Source organism: Neobacillus citreus, assembly GCF_018343545.2.
GTDB lineage: Bacteria > Bacillota > Bacilli > Bacillales > Cytobacillaceae > Neobacillus > Neobacillus citreus.
In genome coordinates, this window is record NZ_JAGYPE020000005.1 from 65,899 (window position 1) to 83,113 (window position 17,215).

A 17,215-nucleotide genomic window follows, 5' to 3' on the forward strand; every position below is an offset into this window, starting at 1 on the left:
AATTATTTTATATAAAAACGGCTGCCTGAAAATTAAACTTCGGTTCAATATCCAGGCAGCCGTTCTATTTTTTAATGCTTAACGTTTGTCTTCTTGATAATCTCCAACAATATAGCTACACTTTCATCTACTTGCTTTCGCTTGTTTTCCGGAACTTGTTTTAAAATGTCCGCAAACAACTGATGATGTTTCTCATGAGCATTCGCTACTGCTTCCAAGCCGTTTCCGGTAAGTTTGATAAGTACTTCCCTTCTATTGTCAAGGTTGTGTTGCCTTTCCACTAGGCCGGATTTCACAAGCGGATCCAGTGTCCTTGTCAAAGTGGAAGGCTCCACACCAAGAATGCCAGCCAAATCTCCGTGACGGTAAGTATTAGAACCTATTTCCATTAAAAGATGCAATTGTTTTGGGGTCAGCCCTTCAACAAAAGACTTATCACCACCGAGTACACCCGACATTTTAATAATAGACAATAAGAATTCACCAAATATTTCCTGTCTCATTTTTCATCACCTGTTTATTGTGTTTTATAACTTGTATATCAAAACTATTGTACTTTTGCAATAGTTGTAAGTTACCGCAGACATAAGAAAACTTGGTTTATAGTTGTAAATACTTAAAGGACCGCCTCCAGCGATCCCATCTTCAACTCTTGCACCCATTAGTTGAACAAGAGTTTATTAACAAATACATTGAAAATTAAACACTTTTAATATTTTTATTGCACTCTAATTGTTTTTGAATTCCTAACCTATCAATCTGAATCCAATACTCTGAAATTTTTTCAGATTCTATTCTATACACCGCACTTGCCATTTGTATTACTGATTATAGGTGATTGATTTTATTAAAACCTCCGTTAATGCAATAAGAAAAAGGGATTGCCACAGCATCCCTTTTCTTGAACTCTTGCCCCCGTTAGCCAGCCATGAAGCAGTGCTTCACCACAGAATTTGAATGATAATTACATTCTTTCATGGTAGTTAAACATCAGAAGGTTTCTTAGTCAAGAACCGCTCCAATCCTATTACGGGATTAAATTACCTATCATAAGGTTCGAGCTTCAAAATAAATTCTTCAACATCCTTGCTTCTTGCGTTGGAAAAACCCTTATCTTCAGAGATGATTTTAAACCTGCATTTTTCCAATACCCTAATGGAGGCGAGGTTATCTTTAGCGGCACGAGCATAGAGCGGGCGTACCTTAATATACTCCAGAAACTTTGACAACGCTTTAGTTGCAATACCATGACCCCAATATTCCTTCCCAATCCAGTAGCTTACTTCGGGTTTGCCGAACTGTTCAAAGTTTGAGACGTGTCCAGTGACAATGCCATTGAATAATATAGTCTTAATTGTGATAGTCTCGTCAGCGATAATTTTTTTCCAATGGTCAAAAAATGCGTCCTTATCAGTGGGGTCTTTAGCTGTAAAGGCAGCCATATAGTTCGCCATTGAATCTAGTTGTTGTTCGAAAAAGATAGGAAGATCTTCCTCTGTGATATCTCGTAGCTTCACTTCGCTTTTGCTAATGGATTCCATATAATTCACAAGCTCCTTAACATATTGTTGAATATAAATTCTTCCAAGTTTGGAGAAATTCCTTCTTCAACTGCCCCTTTAGCTTAAGACATCGCCAAGTTGCAAACCATCTTAAACCATTCCAAGCCGGAGATCACGCTGCTGTATATCGGAATTACCCATAGGAAATTGAGGATAGCTTAAATAACTTTGTACTGTAATGACAATATCGAAATAAGGTGGAGTGCAACTTCACACCGCTTCATTTAAACCACTCAAATAAATCCAACAATGTTCTAACTAAAAGGGTAGATTTATTTTTTTCTATACATGGTTCTAATTATCCAAGAATATGCATCTTCTTATATGAAATATATTATTCAAAATAAAGGATGAGCGTATGACATTAGATATTGGAAAGCACTTTCGAGCCGCAAACGATTGGTGTGTCAAGAATGGCACTTACAGGGCAGGATGGCCAAACTGTCACCAAGCCACGTACCAGGACCCTCAGCGAACGGTGTACGGACATTTTCTGTTGAAGCAAGACGTAGTTGACTGGCGCGATGTACCTGCATCGGAGTACAATGCCAAGGACATAAGGACCAGGTTTACCGGGGCACATGATTACGCACGCAGAAATGGGTACCAGCATGGATTTCCCAACTTCCATGAGGCAAATTACGGTAAGGGTGTAGTGTATGGCACCTTTCTTATCAAGCCGGGTACGTGCGAATGGCGAGATGTCCCAGCGAAAGAACTAGGGTTGGGCACGGGTGATCCCAGCAAAATACCTATGGAAAATTGGTTCAGAGGCGCGTCAGACTATGCTTCAAAGCATAACTATGCAGCTGCAATGCCTAATGGCCACTATGCCAACTACGGGCAGGGCTATGTTTGTGGTGTGTTCCTGTTCCCTAAGGGTAAAGCAGAATGGAGAGACATCCGGGGACGCGAACTTGGTCTTCCAGAGCCCATTCCACGAGTACCAGACCCAAAGACGAAGACCACCGTCCCGAACATAGTAGGATTGCTCTCAAGCCAGGCTTCCCAGGCAATTATGGCAGCCAAGTTGCGGACAGGGTATGTCTTGAATGGTACGGGCGAGATCCGGAGTGATCTCCTCCGTGTTAAGGGGCAGGACCCCACGGCCGGAACGAGTGTCGACGAGGGAACGAATGTCAACTACAGCGTGGAGCTGGCACAACAACAACAAGGTGTCAAGTCGGTCTTGCTTGTGAACCGCCACCAGCAGGGTCGTTCGGTGGAAGTGTTCCTCTGGGACTCAGCAGTGGGCACCTGGAGCAACAAAGGTATGCTCAATTTCGGCGCTAGCACAACACTTTCCCTGGCCTCGGGTCGGTTATACCAGGTTGTTGCAGTAGACCGGGGCCTCACTAATTGCACCGATGGTAGGCCAGAAAACGTCAGCTGTCAGAGGTTCTCCTGGGGCGCGCGCGGAGACTCTGGAGGAGTACAGGTCACGCTCAACGTGCCCTAGCACAAGTTTACACTCCAAAAAGGCTACCAATTGTAACCATTTTCTGGTCAGTAGACAATGGATCTCCACGAAGGAGATCCGTTTTTTCTTTAGTCATAGAAACCCCAATGTCCAAAATAATACCTAATACCCTCTACAAAGCGCATGCTTAACTCTTGCGTAAGGTAATGGGTATTTATTAAATAAGAGTCTGAATTTATCCCAAGTAAATGATTTCCTCTGACTTCTTCTATTGAGCCATTTAAACAGTAAATATCCAATTTTGTCTCTGAATTTGTTTACACTTTGGGTATTATCTGTGATGCAATAATAATTGTAATAACCTATCAGTGAGCGTCTAAATCTATCCATAATTATATGAATATCTTTATTTCTATTAATCTTCAACTATTCCTTATAAACATCACAAAAGAGCCATTTTCTATTACTGTTTTAGCTGCTTCCGTGGGAAGTCCTTGTCCCCCAAAAACATCTCCTATCCAATAAACAATTTCGCCTATTTTGCATTGTTGATTGATGTGCCTAGTACAGTTTATTTCCAAATTTGAAATAAAAATGGTAAATTAATATGGTGATAGATAAGGAAATATATTCCATAACAAAAGGAGGATAACCATGAAGAGTGTTTTAGTAAAACCCTTGCTTTCCGTTACTTTAGGGTTCGGAATCGTGGCAGGAGGTGTACCCTGCATCTCTCAGTTGATCGGCGATGGCTTCAATCCCCTTCGTTCGGCCTAAAACATGGTGTAACAACAAAACTTCTGCCATCGTTTTTTCCTCCAATTTAATGAACTTCATATGTCTAAGTTTCGACAAGAAAGCCTGTTTGACCTACCAGAACTTTACGATTTAGAAATATCTACCTTAATAAAACCCACCCCTTGCTTATTCAATAATCCTGCCCCATTAGCGGAACAAAAAAAGCGACTGCCCTCATTGAACAATCGCCCCCGTTAGCTGAAGAACTGCATTTTAATCTTCTGGTTGTTCCCACTCTTCATCAAGGACGAGTTTACCCTCTTCATCACGGATATATGCCGTACCTGGAGGGGAACTAAGAAACGGAATTATTTCGTTATCGTAATTACATATTGTATTAACTTGAAAAACTGAATGGTTCTCAGCATTATCCATATATTCATCACTTTCATCACCAGCAAGAAATCTCCAACCACTATCTGGATTTCCGTTTTGGTATGGTTCTTCTCTATACATAAATCCCACTTTGCAGCCATCAACTGTTATTCTATCAGAAGCAATGCACCCCTCTTCAGAGTGGATTAATCGTATAATTTTGTCACCTGGTATGTAGAATTTTTTTTGCCTTCTTTTTAAACCTAAACATTTCCTCACTCCTGTTCCATTTCATCTAAATTCGACATTGAGAAAAGTATTTCCTTCTTCAAGTTACCTGCCCATTAGTTGAATAACTCTGACATTCTGCTTACTTATCTTAGTAATATTAACTTAGTCAAAGTGGAACAATAGTCAAAGCTATATACTTGAAAAGGAGTTAAAAATGCATAAACAAAACATCTTATTTAACCTTGATGATACATTATCATACTGTAATAGATATTTTAGCCTAGTAATAGACGAGTTCGCTGACCAAATGATGGCTTGGTTTGAATCGATTACCGAGGAAGATATAAAACAGAAGCAGCTTCAACTTGATGTTGCAGCGATTAGTGAGCACGGACTAAAGTCAGATCGGTTTCCTGAGTCATTTGTTGGTACTTATAAATACTATTGTGACTTAACTGGGAGGGAAAAGAAAAAAGATGAAATCCAATATTTAAGAGAGTTGGGTTTTAAGGTATTCGAGATTCCTGTTGAACCTATTCCGTATATGAATGAAACTCTACAACGTTTAAAAGAAGAGGGACATGAATTATATTTGCATACAGGAGGAGATGAGGCTAATCAACACAGAAAAATTACCCAGTTAGAATTGACTACATATTTTGAACATCGCATTTTTATTTCGGAGCATAAGGATACAACAGCTCTATCCGATATTTTAAAAACCATTATGGCTGACCCTAATGTAACATGGATGGTTGGAAATTCATTAAGAACGGATATTGTCCCAGCTCTGGAAACGGGTATCCATGCAATATACATTCCAGCAGAAAGTGAATGGAAATATAACCTGGTTGAAATTAACGTTGAGCATAGTAGTCTTTTTATAACAGTAGATTCACTTAAAGAAGTTCCTGATGTAATTTATAAACGTATCCAAGATCCAATAATGTAAGTGGATAGAAATAACCTTATTTTAAGAGCAAGGTTTAGTACACCCCACCTTTCTTGAAAGTGGAAAGACTTCTTAACCCGACGAGTTCCGTAGTTGGAAAATCGGCTTTTAAATTTGTGAAGAAATATACTTAAACTAAACTGCCCCGTTACTTCAATAAGAAAAGCCACCAAAAAGGCAGCTTGTTCTTCAACTCTAGCACCATTACTTTAAGTACAATACTTCACAATCATTTTTTTACCTCAATAAATTCAATCCTCTAAATGTGTTGTCCATGCAAAAAGACGCCTTCTTATTAAAGAAAAGCGCCCGATTGTTGGATTTATTATTAGTAAATCTTTAGGGGGTGTAACTAAATTTACATTTTTATTTATTCTTGTCTAATCTCATTGCCGGTACATTAACTGAACTTTTTCAAGATCACTTATAAAGAGGTTAATTTCCTCTTGGCTCAACAGTATGGGCATTTGATCATATAAAGTAATGATTTGACCATCTATGTCATTCCGGTGTTTTTTCAAATAATCATAAAGACTTTTTAACTGGCTTTGTTTAATAGTCGATTCTGTGGTGAAATGTTTTACTTTCTGTAAAGAAAATTCGTTCATGAGTTCATCAAACTCGCCCGAAATAATGCTCCCCGTCAGCAACATGTGATCACTCCTAAACCATAAGGTTAGTTTCTGTTAGTTTAACCAAAAATGTCAAATCCATATTAAAGACCACTGCTAGAAAGTTGAAGAACAATATTTGGCCCAATTCAAAAAGGTCTTTTTAAGAATGGCACCCTATAATGGATTAAATAAAAAATGATCATACTTTTCCCAATTTCTTGTGTCTTTTATGTTAAATATAAAAAGGGGTGGAATTGGAAAACCACTTTTTATTCGCTTTCTTTTTCCTTTTTATTGGTCAGATTTTCAATGTCTGTTATAAGACGTCTCTTCAATAATAAATACGATTTTTCTTAGATGGAGGTTCTTAATCAACAATAAGAGTAAAAAGGAAGAGGCATTTCTTCTTCCTTTCGTATTATAAGTTCAACCAGATATTTCTGGTTGAACATTTTTTTAGGTACAAAAAAAAAGACCACCGCTGCAATTATCCTCAGCCATCACAATATATGAATCCCCCCCACTTTATGAATCTTTCAACGATTGAAGATAATTCACCATTTAAAAAAACCGTAAAGAATGTTTCCCCCTATTTTTGGAACAATACATTTGATTGTATTAACGAATAAGGAGGTTAATTAGAAATGGATATTCAAAAATTAGCCGATCATGAGTCATTGGATCTACATGAAGTTATTAATTTTAAAACCCTTTGCTTAGCGAAATCAAAACTAATGCAAGGACTGGTATTTGATCATGATTTGAGAGCATTAATGCAAAAAGATGTTGAACAATCCATGCAAGCGCTTGGAGAATTACAGGCAATTTATCAACGTGCACCTTTTCAAGCGCCTGTTCCTCAAAACCGGCCAACACCAATAATAAATTGAAAGGAAGGCAAATTCATTGAACAATGACTATTTAGACCCTATAAACTCGCTACACGTACCAGAGCTAGCAGATACCACATTTGCGATGGATTTACTTCTTCGTGCCAAAGAAGGTGTGCGCAATATTGCGGTTGCATTAACGGAGTCCGCGTCACCTGATGTTAGAACGCTCTTACGAAACCAGTTAATGCAAGGGATTGCCATGCACCAAGAAATTACAGAACTAATGATTAGTAAAAAATGGTTCCATCCATACGAACTAAGTGAACAATATCAATTAGACCAACTCTCTGCCAACAATACATTGATGATTGGCAAAATGAATCTATTCCCTGTTGAGACCAATAGAAAAGGTATGTTTGACCGGACACCTGATGAACACTAACACTGGAGGCTGTAACCAATGAAGGCAGTAACGTATCAGGGTATTAAAAATGTTGTAGTCAAAGAAGTTCCAGATCCAAAGATTGAAAAACCAGATGACATGATTATTAAAGTAACAAGTACAGCTATATGTGGGTCTGATTTACATTTAATTCATGGCATGATTCCTAACCTGCAAGAAAACTATGTTATTGGCCATGAACCAATGGGAATCGTCGAAGAAGTTGGTCCAGGTGTGACTAAGTTAAAAAAGGGAGATCGTGTCATTATTCCTTTTAATATAGCATGCGGTGAATGCCATTACTGTAAAAACCATTTGGAAAGCCAATGTGATAATTCAAATGATAATGGTGATATGGGTGCCTATTTCGGATATTCTGGTACGACGGGTGGCTATCCAGGTGGGCAAGCTGAATATTTAAGAGTTCCATTTGCCAACTTTACTCATTTCAAAATTCCAGAGACTTGTGAAGAACCAGATGAAAAGTTAGCAGTTATTGCCGATGCGATGACTACTGGTTTTTGGAGTGTTGACAATGCAGGTGTAAAGGATGGAGATACAGTTATTGTTCTTGGCTGTGGTCCGGTTGGTCTTTTTGCTCAAAAATTCTGTTGGTTAAAAGGGGCAAAGCGAGTCATTGCCGTTGATTATGTCAATTATCGCCTGCAGCACGCCAAACGCACCAACAAAGTAGAAATTGTTAACTTTGAGGACCATGAGAATGTAGGAAGTTACCTGAAGGAAATCACCAAAGGCGGCGCTGATGTTGTCATTGATGCAGTTGGTATGGACGGTAAAATGACTGATATGGAGTTCCTTGCGAGCGGAATGAAGCTTCATGGCGGAGCATTAAGTGCGTTTATCATGGCTTCACAAGCAGTGCGTAAAGGCGGGACAATTCAAGTTACTGGCGTTTACGGCGGCAGATATAATGGTTTCCCTCTTGGAGATATTATGCAGCGAAATATCAATATCCGCTCTGGGCAAGCACCTGTGATTCACTATATGCCATATATGTTTGAATTAGTTTCGACCGGAAAAATTGATCCAGGAGATGTCGTAAGTCATGTACTTCCACTTAGTGAAGCAAAGCGTGGCTATGAGATTTTTGACACAAAAATGGATGATTGTATAAAAGTCGTGTTGAAACCTTGAGGAAGGAGATATAAAAAATGAACTACGCCTTACATGAAGTTCTTGAGGTCCATGAGATGGCTGCATTTAAGACCACTTGTTTAACTAAATCCAAAACGATGAAAGCGTTAGTCACAGATCCGCTATTAAAAGATATTATGCAGCAAGACATTGATGTATCTACGAGACAATTACAAGAATATGCTTCTATCCTTTCCAACGCTAAGCAGTAAATTTAGGAGATGAATGAACATGAATCCAATCATTGAAACTTTAACGGGCATGGACGGACTATCGGATCAAGTCGTTACAATGGATCTACTCATTTCAGCTAAAAGTGGAATTAGAAATTATGCCATGGCAGCTACTGAGGCAGGAACACCGGAAATTAAAGAAATGCTCACTCGCCATTTAGTGGAAGCTCTTGATATGCATGAACAAATATCCACATATATGGTAGAAAAAGGATGGTACCATGCTTGGGATACAAACGAACAGATCAGTTTGGATTTAAATAATATCAATACAGCATTGAACTTACCGACATTATAAAAATTTCCAGGAACAGTTTAACACTCATCAAATAAACTGTTCCTAGTCATAAGGGTATCTAAAGAAGAAGCCTACCCACTTTTAAAACATACATTAACAAAAAACCCGGCTATTTCTATATAAGAAAGGCCGGTTAAATTTTGATTGTTTATCCCACTCATAACGGGCAGTAAGACCCCCACAGATTCTATGGAACCCGAAGAAGATAGTGGGGGATCAACTGACCGTAAAGGTCCGATGGGTTCGCCTTACCATCAGTGTAAACGAAGCAAGTGTATACTTTTCTTCGGTAAGGGAACCCTAGTCATACATTTTTCTAATTGGGGACGGGCTAAATGAAAATTCTATCAATGATTCAGCCCTGGGCTAGTTTGTTTGTCCTTGGCGAGTCCAAATATGAAACGAGGACATGGAGAACCAACTATCGAGGTCCATTAGCGATTCATACGAGCAAAAAACCGGACAAGGCCGCCTGCGGCTACCCGAGGGTCCAGGAGCTGCTCCAAAAACACGGATATTCAGGAGAAGACCTCCCGACAGGTGTGATAATTGGCGTTTGTGAGCTGAAAAATTGTATAAGAGTGATTGAAAACAATGAAACTTGGGCTGTACTGGAAGATGGGCGAGTTGTTTCCGGTATTGAATTTTTGTTAGGTGATTATCGGGTAGGCGGTTACGCCTGGGAAGTGGAAGGGATGCGCACGTTTGAGGAGTCTATTCCGGCAAAAGGGCAGCTTGGTCTGTGGGAGTATCCCGGAATAATTCATTAAAAACTCGTCTTAGTTAAGTCAGCAAGACTTCCTAACTGGCAATACGGCGAATGTGTTACCTAAAATGTAATCCAGTAGTTGCTAGGAGAGCAGCGCTCACCTTGTGGTAGTCGTATTCTTGTTAACACAAAAGAAGTATCGGGTTTCCGCAGTATCTATTAGTTTCATGCCTAATTCTATCCCCAGTTGTAAAGCTTTGATTTCCCTTTCTCTCATTTGAGGATTTTCTCCCATGTACCAAGTTCCTTGTCCTATTCTTGGCATAGAAGTTCCATCAGGCAATGTAACTACACGACTTTCAAGGGAATTTTTTATTTTTGTTAATTTATTTTCGTCCTGTACACTCATTAAAAATTAACACTTCCTTTTGTATCTTTTTATATACCTAATAACAAAAAAGGCGGCAACTCTTTTGCAGTATTGCCACCAGTAAATTACTTAATTCTTAACTTATTTCTATTTTAGTTAGAACCGCTGCTTGGCAGGGTGATAAGCTTCCGTTCAACATCCATTTAGGCCATTATACTAAGTGGGCTCCACCATCAATAAGAACAGCTGTACCAGTAGTAAAACCATTTTTAGCAAGGTATACATAGGTTTCAGCTATGTCTTCCGGCTTTGCAATCCGTCCAACAGGGAGCTGTTGTGCAATGCCGTTGAACAGTGCTTGCCTCTGATTATCTGGCATTCCAGCATAGATTGGAGTGTCTACAATTCCAGGTGAAACCACGTTTACCCTAATAGGGGCTAGGTCTACGGAAAGTCCTCGAACCAATCCTTCAATGGCTGAATTGATTGCCGCTAACGTAGTAGCGCCTTGAGGAGGACGAACGCCATATACACCAGAGGTTAAGGTGATTGAGCTCTCATTGTTTAAATATGGAAGTGCTGAACGGACGGTAATATATTGGCCCCAGAACTTACTTTCAAACGCCTCTTTAGCACTTGCCACAGGCAATTCGCTAAAGTGCCCCATTGCGCCTTCTCCTGCTGTTACCACAAGGTGGTCAAATTTTCCAACCTTGCTGAAAAATCCTCCTACTTTTTCTTCGCTTCGAAAATCGATTTCATTTCCTTCTACATTGCCACCAAGAACTTGTTTTGCTTCATTTAATTTGGAAACAGAACGGCTGGCAATGATCACTTGAGCTGATTGATCGAGAAACGCTTTGGCAGTTGCTAAACCAATACCAGAAGTACCCCCTAAAACTACTACTCGTTTACCATTTAATGACATAGTAAAACCCCTTTCTTCTTAAAAACTTTTTTGTATTGAAATTCATTTTGAAATTTAAAATTATAAAGCATGGTTGGTATTATTCTCATTTAACACAATTATTACAAGTAATCTACCGTGTTTAGTATATGTTTCTGCTAGTTATTTGAGGGAATAATGCCTTAGAAAAATCAAAAAGGTTTCCTTGCCGATGGCCTTTTTACCTTTCACTTTTTGTAATTTCTGCCAGAAGCTCGTATGAATGCAGGCGAGCTTTGTGGTCGTAAACTTGGGCAATGGCCATGATTTCATCTGCCTGGCTCTCCTCCAAAAATGTATCCAGCTTGTCCTTTACCGTCTGCTGGCTGCCAACAATCGATGAGCCTAATTGCTGCTCGAGAGCTTTTAATTGGTAGCTGCTGGCCACTTCGGATATGTCATCTACCGGTGGTTGAAGCGGTGTAAGGTTGCCACTCATCAGATTCAAAAATTGCTGCTGTATTGTTGTAAAAAGGCGCTTTGCCTCTTTATCCGTATCTGCTGTAATGATATTCAATGCCACCATCGCATACGGCTTATCGAGAACATTCGAAGGCTTAAACGCATTGCGATAGATCTGTAGAGCACCCAGAGTGTTAAGTGGCGAAAAATGGGCGGCAAACGCAAATGGCAACCCCAGTTCTCCGGCCAGCTGCGCACTGAAGCCGCTTGAACCCAGCAGCCAGACTGGAATATTCAAACCTTCACCTGGAATCGCTTTTATAGGGTTCCCTTGTGCCAGGGATGGATCAAAGTAACCGCGGAGTTCCGCTAATTGCTCAGGAAAGTCATCTCCGGTACTTCCCAAGTCGCGTCTCAATGCACGAGCGGTCCTCTGATCTGTACCGGGTGCCCGCCCCAGACCAAGGTCAATTCGCCCAGGATATAATGATTCAAGAGTGCCAAACTGCTCAGCGATGACGAGCGGTGCGTGATTCGGCAGCATGATTCCTCCTGAACCAATCCTGATTTTTGATGTACCGGCTGCCACATGGGACATCACCACAGAAGTGGCGGAACTGGCGATAAACGGCATATTATGATGTTCAGCGAGCCAAAAACGGTTGTAATCAAGTTTTTCAGCAAGCTGTGCGAGTTCCAATGTATGGCGGAAAGAGTCAGCAGGGGTACTTCCGGCTGTTATCGGTGAAAGATCAAGCACCGAGAATGGAATTTCGTTTAGTTTTTTTGCATGTTTAGACATACGTTCATCTTCTTCCCTTATCTAATTTTTCTATAAACTAATCTCATACTGGAATTTCATGAGTCGGAAAGTAAGGCCGCACAAACTCTCCAAGCTCCTGTATGACTTCCTCGGGAGGGCGCTTTGAAAAATACAATACAAATGCCAGGTGCTTGACACCAATGGATTGAAATTGATATAGAATTTCTAATAACTGTTTGCGCCCTACACGAAATCCTAACGGAATCGGAACAGGAGACGCATCGGGATTTTTCGATAAATCGATAAATAAAGTCTGAGTAAAAGGTTTAAACACTCCTGGGGCGTGAATTTCCGACAACTCGAGGTACTCGTTAATCAATTGAGTTTGTTGTGGGATAATCCTCGGGTACTGGATCCAGCCGTCCCCATTCTGGGGGATCCATTCAATCGATTGATTGCTGAATCCTGTCACCATGGTCGGAATCGAAGAAAAAGGCTTGGGAATCATTCTCATATCCGTTCCATCGTAAACTCACTTCAATTCAATTCTCCTTAAATTTTTGTACCAATGTATTTTTCGAACTTTTTAATCGTCTCCTCATTACGGCGATAATACGTCCATTGTCCGATTCGCTTCATTTCAACCAGTCCGCTTTGCAGCAGAATCGATAAATACTGTGAAGTAGTGGATTGCGAAATCCCGGCCTTGCTTCGGATATCCCCTACGCAAACCCCGCCTTCAAATCCTTCATCAGCAATAATATGGGCCTGCGGTGAAAAATGACTGTTGGGATCTTTTAACATTTGAAGAATGCACACCCTTGTCTGGTTCGACAATGCCTTAAAAATTTCAACGGCTTGTTCATCATTTAAGCGTTCCAATTCCTGCTTCAATGTCATTTGCCTCTTTCTATATCGATTATCACTATCCAAATGGAAGCTGGATAGATGATCTGAAAGCATCACGCCAAATCGGTAATTCGCGATATTAATATATTACCCATCTGGTCCGTTCAAATCAAAAGATTTGTTCGAAGGAGATACAGCGAAAAGCTCCCATCTTAAAAAAGACAACAAAAAAACCTGCATATAACACATTAGAAAACAACGTTGTCCGAGTTGTTCAATCCTCGTTTTTGTTCTATTTGCATCCTCATGTTCATCTAAGTATGAAATAGCAACATCTGCGCCTTCTTTAGCAAACGCAATTGCTACTGCAGCACCAATACCACTGTCACCCCCTGTAATAAGTGCTACTTTTCCTGATAACTTTCCACTCCCTTTATAGTTCGGATTTTCGATAATTGGAAGGGGTACCATTAATTTTTCCACTCCGGGATGGCGTAGCTGGCGCTGTTCAGGTAAACTTATCGGAATTTCTTCGTAACGTGTGATTTTCCCATAGTTAGGGTACATGGGATAAGGTTCAGTTTTCATGTTCGCTTTAAACATTTGTTGCATTTGTTTTATTTGGTCTAATTGACGACTTTGATCCTTTTGATCCATGGAAACCTCCTATAGAAATAATTTTAATTCTAAGAATGTATATGTTGTTCACTACAAATAAAGTGGAAAAATGTGAAAAAAGTTGTTTACTTTCAATACAGAAGCGTATTCTTCCTCAAAAGAGACACCTTTTTTCTTTAATGAACTGATCTTTAGGCGCCACCAGATAGTTAATTGTTCAGTGGTTGCTCGAAACCGTGATCCGCCTCACTTAAAAATGGATTTTTCCCTAATCTGCCCCTTTTATACTGGTCCGAGAACTCTCTAGCTTACTTTTGTGGCAAAGTATAAAAGTGATGATTAGATAGAATACTGTATTAGTCAGTGGTCTAATAACATTTCGGAGGAAAAATGCCATGAATACAAAAGAGTTAAGAAATATTCATGCCCTTGTAACAGGTGCTTCAAGCGGCCTAGGATTTTCAATGGCGGAGGCTTTGCTTCACGCTGGGGCCACGGTGGCGTTAGCTTCTAGAGGTGGAACTAAATTGGATCGAGCAGTAGAGAAGTTAAAGCGCGAGGGTTATCCTGCTATTGGAATTCCTTTGGATGTTCGATCAGAACAATCCGTCAATAAGGCGGTCGAATGGGTGAAAAGAGAATGGGGGAAGCTGGATGTTCTCGTCAATAATGCGGGAATTGGGATGAGGACAGTAAACCCGCGTTTTTTAGTCGAGCCTCAGCCATTTTTCAAAGTAACACCAGAGGGGTTTCGAGATTTAATTGATACCAATCTGACAGGATATTTTTTAGTAGCTCGAGGGTTTGCTCCTTTAATGATGGAACAAGGTCATGGGCGAATCATTAATATTTCTATGAATCATGAGACTATGAAAAGGAAGGGTTTTGTACCTTATGGACCATCGAGGGCAGCCACTGAATCACTCTCATATATAATGGCAGAAGATTTAAAGGAATATGGCATTATGGTGAATATGCTTTTACCGGGTGGTGCCACTACTACCGGGATGATTCCGGACGAAGTTCGAAAAGAGATTGAATCAAAATCACAGCTATTAGATCCAAGTGTTATGGCCGAGCCGATTGTTTTTTTAGCTTCAGCTGCTGCAGAGGAAATTACAGGTGAAAGAATAATTGCCACCGATTTTCAAGACTGGTTTCTCAAAAGAAAATAAGTTTTTTATCACAGGGACAGATTCTTTCCTCTTTGAAGAAGTTGAGCTGTCTAGCTCTGGCGCGGCGGTTATAAGCCAATCCGTCAAGAAGACTAAAGAGCAAACCTTCTCGCCAGCTTGTCAAGACTCACGCCTCTCATCAGTTTGGATTTAAATAATATCAATACAGTATTTGAACTTACCGAAATTATAAAAAATTCCCAGGAACAGTTTAATTCTCATCAATAAACTGTTCCTAGTAAACCATTTTGAGTTTATTTCGCAGAAGTAAATATTTTCACTATATAATGAAAACAATTAATAGACTATTTTTATTATGAAAAGGTCGGAGCAGGAAATTCATCAATTTTGATACGAAGTAAACTATAAGGTTTCTGACGTAAGTCTTTTCCATAATGAAATCTAGGCTGTCGATGTAATTGGTTCACAATGACATACAAATATTGATCCGGACCAATTGAAAAAGTATCCGGCCACAAAATTCTCGGATCATGTGCAATAGTTTCCATTATGCCATTTGGCAATATCTTACGGATACTGTTGTTTTCATAATCTCCAGCATAAACACTTCCCTTTGCATCGGTGATCATTCCATCAGACGCACCTTTTTCTCCCCAATACTCCACATGATAAGGTAAATCCATGTCCGGTATCAATCTGTCTCTCAGGGCTTCTGTAGAGATTGAGAACAAATGACGACTGGTTAGTGGAGCAAAAAATAATATCTTTCCATCGGGAGAAATCGCAAGACTATCAGACGCCAATCTAAATGGAGAAGTTGAACCGTCTTTGTTTCGATTCATTAAAATTTGACCTTCTACTTTCGGTAAGAAATAAGGATCGGGTGAAGTTGAATTTGCCCCATTTAACCGTCTAAACGCGTTTCCATTTGATAAATCTACGACGATAATAGCTCCTGGTCCTCTTGAAGAAGAATCCGTTATATAGGCATAACCTGCGTTTCCTACACGAAAATCAAAACGGACATCATTCAGATAAGTTGTAGGCAGGACAACATCTTCTGTAAAAGTATATACTTTTCTTATTGTATTGGTTTCTAAATCAACAGCGACTAATTTTGCCCCCCCCTTTAATAGGTTCAGAAAAATTGGGTGCCGCTGTATCTAATATCCAAAGCGTTCCCCTTCCATCAGCAACTACACTTTGGACACTGATGAAAGTCATTGTGATATTCTCGGGATTAACCAAATTGGTTTGTAAATTAGGATAAGGCTGCAATTTATCCTCAACAATTTCCCCCACCGTAAATTTAACATCGTCTCCCCATTTCGGAAAGCAAATGAAAATACGACCGGTTTCTGAAACAGTAACACCTGTAGGCATAGCCCCATAAAATGCATAAACTAGTTCTAAATTACCGAAATATTTTTCACTAGGTAACATAGGTTTAATATCCTCCTCAAGCATTCAAACGGGATATCACCTATATATGATTTATATTTTTTCTAGTGCATGTTTCTTAATAAGTTTTTCTATACGAAAAGATGATTGAATGGATTGTTTTCGAAATTTAATAAGTCTGTCAGAAGAGGAAACATTTTAAATTAAAGGTCTCCTGTAACGCAATAACGGCTGCCTGTTTTTCAAGCAGCCGATCTTGAAGGATTGCCCCCGATAGCTTAAGTACATTTCTTCACAATATCATCAAATGCGAAATAATTATCTTCTTTATTTAATAACTAATAAACTAAATATATTAGGTTATTCTAACTGTATAATTGGCAAACATTAGGGAGGAAGTTTAATGGAACGTTTACATGAATTTGACAAGATTCTATACGGTAGAAAAGAGAATACCGATTCTTTAATTAATTATTGGACAGACTATTCTAACCCTTCTACGTGGCAGTTTTGGGTTTTAATCGCTATTCTTTTAGTCCCGTTGGTTATTCTTTATATTAAAATTGACCGAAGTAAAGTATTTCTAATTGGTTTTTATGGATATAACGTTCATGTTTTTTTTACATTTATCGATTTATACGGTATAAATAGAGGGTATTGGCATTACCCTTATCAGATTATCCCTGCACTGCCAAGCATCTCATTGGACACTTCCATGGTCCCTGTGGCCTTCATGCTCATTTACCAATGGACATTAAATAATCAAAAAAATTATTACCTATATGCTATAATAACTGCTGCTATATTTGCATTTATTTTAAAGCCTATTTTAGTAGGTACTGGTCTTTTTAGAATGTACGGTGAAATTAATTATTTTCACTTATTTTTTGGATACGTATTTGTACTTTTGATAGCAAAAGTTATAACCTGGTTATTTCATATTTTACATAAACCTAAATTCTCAGCTCAGAATAGACAATAGTAAAGTACTCATAAAATATAGGTGCTTTTTCCATATTTTCCAGTTCGTACACTTAATACGTAATAATAGTCTATTATCAGTCCAACATAAGCGAAGGGCCGTATCCTATATTCCTGTTCATCCTCTTCACACTTTTCAGTCCGATTATGGTCTTTCCAATAACCGAACTCAAGAAAGCATAGTTTG

The 17,215-nt window shown here is 39.2% G+C and carries 19 protein-coding genes and 5 pseudogenes; 11 read left to right on the top strand and 13 right to left on the bottom strand.

Translation table 11 applies throughout. The features are described 5' to 3' along the window. Positions 1-71: 71 nt before the first annotated feature. From KHB02_RS04805 to KHB02_RS04815, 3 genes and pseudogenes are all read right to left on the bottom strand, one after another. A complete protein-coding gene (locus KHB02_RS04805) occupies positions 72-503 on the bottom strand; it encodes a MarR family winged helix-turn-helix transcriptional regulator (RefSeq protein ID WP_213146235.1) in 432 nt (143 codons plus the stop codon). A 196-nt stretch (positions 504-699) separates the two neighbouring features. After that, positions 700-825 (bottom strand): annotated as a pseudogene (locus tag KHB02_RS04810) (ester cyclase); the annotation flags it as partial. Positions 826-1,040: 215 nt separating this feature from the next. Then, positions 1,041-1,541, bottom strand: a complete 501-nt coding sequence (locus KHB02_RS04815; protein ID WP_213146234.1) for a GNAT family N-acetyltransferase — start codon at positions 1,539-1,541, stop codon at positions 1,041-1,043. An 87-nt stretch (positions 1,542-1,628) separates the two neighbouring features. On the opposite strand from KHB02_RS04815, the pseudogene KHB02_RS04820 reads away from it, so the two are divergent. Continuing rightward, positions 1,629-1,741: pseudogene (locus KHB02_RS04820) on the top strand (site-specific integrase); the annotation flags it as partial. A 317-nt stretch (positions 1,742-2,058) separates the two neighbouring features. Next, positions 2,059-3,021: a PASTA domain-containing protein gene (locus tag KHB02_RS04825; RefSeq protein WP_213146233.1), complete on the top strand. Its 963-nt coding sequence runs from the start codon at positions 2,059-2,061 to the stop codon at positions 3,019-3,021. A 123-nt stretch (positions 3,022-3,144) separates the two neighbouring features. Here the strand turns inward: KHB02_RS04825 and KHB02_RS04830 are convergent, their stop codons facing one another. Next, entirely contained in the window at positions 3,145-3,408 is a 264-nt protein-coding gene (locus KHB02_RS04830) for a group II intron maturase-specific domain-containing protein (protein ID WP_277398169.1), read from the bottom strand. A 585-nt stretch (positions 3,409-3,993) separates the two neighbouring features. Continuing rightward, positions 3,994-4,374 (bottom strand): DUF2185 domain-containing protein, encoded by a 381-nt coding sequence (locus KHB02_RS04835; RefSeq protein WP_213146232.1) that lies wholly within the window; start codon positions 4,372-4,374, stop codon positions 3,994-3,996. Between the two features lie 166 nt (positions 4,375-4,540). Between KHB02_RS04835 and KHB02_RS04840 the strand changes: the two genes are divergently transcribed. Continuing rightward, positions 4,541-5,278: an HAD family hydrolase gene (locus KHB02_RS04840; protein WP_213146231.1), complete on the top strand. Its 738-nt coding sequence runs from the start codon at positions 4,541-4,543 to the stop codon at positions 5,276-5,278. A gap of 386 nt (positions 5,279-5,664) precedes the next feature. On the opposite strand, the gene KHB02_RS04845 is transcribed toward KHB02_RS04840, so the two are convergent. Continuing rightward, on the bottom strand, positions 5,665-5,931 hold the full coding sequence (locus tag KHB02_RS04845) for a hypothetical protein (protein ID WP_213119171.1): 267 nt from the start codon (positions 5,929-5,931) through the stop codon (positions 5,665-5,667). Positions 5,932-6,536: 605 nt separating this feature from the next. On the opposite strand from KHB02_RS04845, the gene KHB02_RS04850 reads away from it, so the two are divergent. The 6 genes from KHB02_RS04850 (at position 6,537) to KHB02_RS04875 (ending at position 9,623) form a co-directional block, all read left to right on the top strand. Continuing rightward, entirely contained in the window at positions 6,537-6,782 is a 246-nt protein-coding gene (locus KHB02_RS04850; protein ID WP_101179642.1) for a spore gernimation protein GerQ, read from the top strand. A gap of 16 nt (positions 6,783-6,798) precedes the next feature. Then, on the top strand, positions 6,799-7,167 hold the full coding sequence (locus tag KHB02_RS04855; protein ID WP_101648872.1) for a spore coat protein: 369 nt from the start codon (positions 6,799-6,801) through the stop codon (positions 7,165-7,167). Between the two features lie 18 nt (positions 7,168-7,185). Next, entirely contained in the window at positions 7,186-8,322 is a 1,137-nt protein-coding gene (locus KHB02_RS04860; protein ID WP_213146230.1) for a zinc-dependent alcohol dehydrogenase, read from the top strand. 17 nt (positions 8,323-8,339) lie between these two features. After that, positions 8,340-8,534: a hypothetical protein gene (locus KHB02_RS04865; RefSeq protein ID WP_026576189.1), complete on the top strand. Its 195-nt coding sequence runs from the start codon at positions 8,340-8,342 to the stop codon at positions 8,532-8,534. Positions 8,535-8,553: 19 nt separating this feature from the next. Next, complete coding sequence (locus tag KHB02_RS04870) at positions 8,554-8,853, top strand: spore coat protein (protein ID WP_213146229.1); 300 nt, start codon at positions 8,554-8,556, stop codon at positions 8,851-8,853. Between the two features lie 335 nt (positions 8,854-9,188). Next, positions 9,189-9,623, top strand: a complete 435-nt coding sequence (locus KHB02_RS04875) for an ASCH domain-containing protein (RefSeq protein ID WP_213146228.1) — start codon at positions 9,189-9,191, stop codon at positions 9,621-9,623. Between the two features lie 144 nt (positions 9,624-9,767). Here the strand turns inward: KHB02_RS04875 and KHB02_RS04880 are convergent. The 6 genes and pseudogenes from KHB02_RS04880 to KHB02_RS04905 form a co-directional block, all read right to left on the bottom strand. Further along, positions 9,768-9,971, bottom strand: a pseudogene (locus KHB02_RS04880) (aldo/keto reductase); the annotation flags it as partial. Between the two features lie 172 nt (positions 9,972-10,143). After that, entirely contained in the window at positions 10,144-10,860 is a 717-nt protein-coding gene (locus KHB02_RS04885; RefSeq protein ID WP_213146227.1) for an SDR family oxidoreductase, read from the bottom strand. Between the two features lie 199 nt (positions 10,861-11,059). After that, a complete protein-coding gene (locus tag KHB02_RS04890; protein ID WP_213146226.1) occupies positions 11,060-12,082 on the bottom strand; it encodes an LLM class flavin-dependent oxidoreductase in 1,023 nt (340 codons plus the stop codon). 43 nt (positions 12,083-12,125) lie between these two features. After that, positions 12,126-12,557, bottom strand: coding sequence for an LLM class oxidoreductase (locus tag KHB02_RS04895; RefSeq protein WP_241113724.1), 432 nt, complete (start codon positions 12,555-12,557; stop codon positions 12,126-12,128). Between the two features lie 38 nt (positions 12,558-12,595). Beyond that, positions 12,596-12,847 carry an ArsR/SmtB family transcription factor gene (locus KHB02_RS04900; RefSeq protein ID WP_420848065.1) on the bottom strand — a complete coding sequence of 84 codons (252 nt, stop codon included), beginning with the start codon at positions 12,845-12,847 and terminating at the stop codon, positions 12,596-12,598. A gap of 291 nt (positions 12,848-13,138) precedes the next feature. Further along, a pseudogene (locus KHB02_RS04905) lies at positions 13,139-13,549 on the bottom strand (SDR family NAD(P)-dependent oxidoreductase); the annotation flags it as partial. 356 nt (positions 13,550-13,905) lie between these two features. Here KHB02_RS04905 and KHB02_RS04910 point away from each other — a divergent pair. After that, entirely contained in the window at positions 13,906-14,685 is a 780-nt protein-coding gene (locus tag KHB02_RS04910) for an SDR family NAD(P)-dependent oxidoreductase (RefSeq protein ID WP_213146224.1), read from the top strand. Positions 14,686-14,999: 314 nt separating this feature from the next. Here KHB02_RS04910 and KHB02_RS04915 read toward each other — a convergent pair. After that, a pseudogene (locus tag KHB02_RS04915) lies at positions 15,000-16,113 on the bottom strand (L-dopachrome tautomerase-related protein). Positions 16,114-16,450: 337 nt separating this feature from the next. Between KHB02_RS04915 and KHB02_RS04920 the strand changes: the two are divergent. Continuing rightward, positions 16,451-17,029, top strand: coding sequence for a CBO0543 family protein (locus tag KHB02_RS04920; RefSeq protein WP_213146223.1), 579 nt, complete (start codon positions 16,451-16,453; stop codon positions 17,027-17,029). Positions 17,030-17,215 lie beyond the last annotated feature (186 nt).

Bases quoted from the DNA above. Each gene is read 5' to 3' on its own strand.
- KHB02_RS04805 (WP_213146235.1), bottom strand. From the start codon at position 503: ATGAGACAGGAAATATTTGGTGAATTCTTATTGTCTATTATTAAAATG.
- KHB02_RS04815 (WP_213146234.1), bottom strand. From the start codon at position 1,541: ATGGAATCCATTAGCAAAAGCGAAGTGAAGCTACGAGATATCACAGAG.
- KHB02_RS04840 (WP_213146231.1), top strand. From the start codon at position 4,541: ATGCATAAACAAAACATCTTATTTAACCTTGATGATACATTATCATAC.
- KHB02_RS04845 (WP_213119171.1), bottom strand. From the start codon at position 5,931: ATGTTGCTGACGGGGAGCATTATTTCGGGCGAGTTTGATGAACTCATG.
- KHB02_RS04850 (WP_101179642.1), top strand. From the start codon at position 6,537: ATGGATATTCAAAAATTAGCCGATCATGAGTCATTGGATCTACATGAA.
- KHB02_RS04860 (WP_213146230.1), top strand. From the start codon at position 7,186: ATGAAGGCAGTAACGTATCAGGGTATTAAAAATGTTGTAGTCAAAGAA.
- KHB02_RS04865 (WP_026576189.1), top strand. From the start codon at position 8,340: ATGAACTACGCCTTACATGAAGTTCTTGAGGTCCATGAGATGGCTGCA.
- KHB02_RS04870 (WP_213146229.1), top strand. From the start codon at position 8,554: ATGAATCCAATCATTGAAACTTTAACGGGCATGGACGGACTATCGGAT.
- KHB02_RS04875 (WP_213146228.1), top strand. From the start codon at position 9,189: ATGAAAATTCTATCAATGATTCAGCCCTGGGCTAGTTTGTTTGTCCTT.
- KHB02_RS04885 (WP_213146227.1), bottom strand. From the start codon at position 10,860: ATGTCATTAAATGGTAAACGAGTAGTAGTTTTAGGGGGTACTTCTGGT.
- KHB02_RS04890 (WP_213146226.1), bottom strand. From the start codon at position 12,082: ATGTCTAAACATGCAAAAAAACTAAACGAAATTCCATTCTCGGTGCTT.
- KHB02_RS04895 (WP_241113724.1), bottom strand. From the start codon at position 12,557: ATGAGAATGATTCCCAAGCCTTTTTCTTCGATTCCGACCATGGTGACA.
- KHB02_RS04900 (WP_420848065.1), bottom strand. From the start codon at position 12,847: ATGTTAAAAGATCCCAACAGTCATTTTTCACCGCAGGCCCATATTATT.
- KHB02_RS04910 (WP_213146224.1), top strand. From the start codon at position 13,906: ATGAATACAAAAGAGTTAAGAAATATTCATGCCCTTGTAACAGGTGCT.
- KHB02_RS04920 (WP_213146223.1), top strand. From the start codon at position 16,451: ATGGAACGTTTACATGAATTTGACAAGATTCTATACGGTAGAAAAGAG.